General features: G+C 65.5%; 1 protein-coding gene. It reads left to right on the top strand.

Annotated features, from left to right (window positions below; translation table 11 throughout):
• Positions 1-255 (top strand): integrase core domain-containing protein (locus NFX52_RS30690; RefSeq protein WP_252636047.1); only part of this gene is annotated, 255 nt, incomplete at both ends.

Here is a 255-nt window from a genome sequence, read left to right as displayed (position 1 = left end):
CGACGGCTTGTAGCAAGACCGACGCTGCCACGGTCCAGACGCTGCTGCAGGGGGTCTTTGAGCGCTATGGGCTGCCTGCGCGCATCAATTCCGACAACGGCTCGCCCTGGCGCTCACCCAGCGCCCCTGGCCACCTGAGTTCCCTGGATGTCTGGCTGATCCGCCTGGGCGTGCGCAGCAGCCACAGCAGTCCGTACCATCCGCAGACCAACGGAAAGATCGAGCGCTTTCACCGCTCTCTGAAGGCCGAGGTGC

Origin of the sequence: Acidovorax facilis (assembly GCF_023913775.1) — a bacterium.
GTDB lineage: Bacteria > Pseudomonadota > Gammaproteobacteria > Burkholderiales > Burkholderiaceae_C > Acidovorax > Acidovorax facilis.
This window is presented reverse-complemented; position numbering and strand designations above follow the sequence as displayed.